The following is a 420-nucleotide window of genomic DNA, read 5'->3' as shown; positions in this document are numbered from 1 at the left end:
GCCTTGGTTTCGGTGTATTGGTCGTGCGCAGCGAGGCCCTTGTCCTTGCCGCCGAAGCCCGATTCCTTGTACCCGCCGAAGGGCACGGCGAAGTCGCCTTCTGAATAGCAGTTCACCGAGACGGTGCCGGCGCGGATCGACTTGGCGACGCGATGCGCCGTGTTGAGATCGTCGGTGTAGAGGGAAGCGGCAAGGCCGTAGTTGGTGTCGTTCGCAATGCGAACCGCTTCGGCCTCGTCCTTGAACGAGATCACCGACAGGACAGGCCCGAAGATCTCTTCACGGGCAATCTTCATGGTGTTGGAAACACCATCAAAGATCGTCGGCTCAACGAAGCTGCCACCTGTTTCGGCCAGCACACGATTTCCCCCCAATGCTACCTTGGCGCCTTCATTGCGTCCCGTTTCGATGTAGGACAAG

Annotated in this window: 1 protein-coding gene; it reads right to left on the bottom strand. The window is 59.3% G+C overall.

What is annotated here, in order from left to right:
• The coding region (locus EN780_RS38015; protein ID WP_245500340.1) for an aldehyde dehydrogenase family protein at positions 1 to 359 on the bottom strand (359 nt) is incomplete at its 3' end.
• Positions 360 to 420: the final 61 nt, after the last annotated feature.

The organism is Mesorhizobium sp. M4B.F.Ca.ET.089.01.1.1, from assembly GCF_004022605.1.
Lineage (GTDB): Bacteria > Pseudomonadota > Alphaproteobacteria > Rhizobiales > Rhizobiaceae > Mesorhizobium > Mesorhizobium abyssinicae.
Note: the sequence above shows the minus strand (reverse complement) of the source record. Positions and strands in the feature narration are given on the sequence as shown.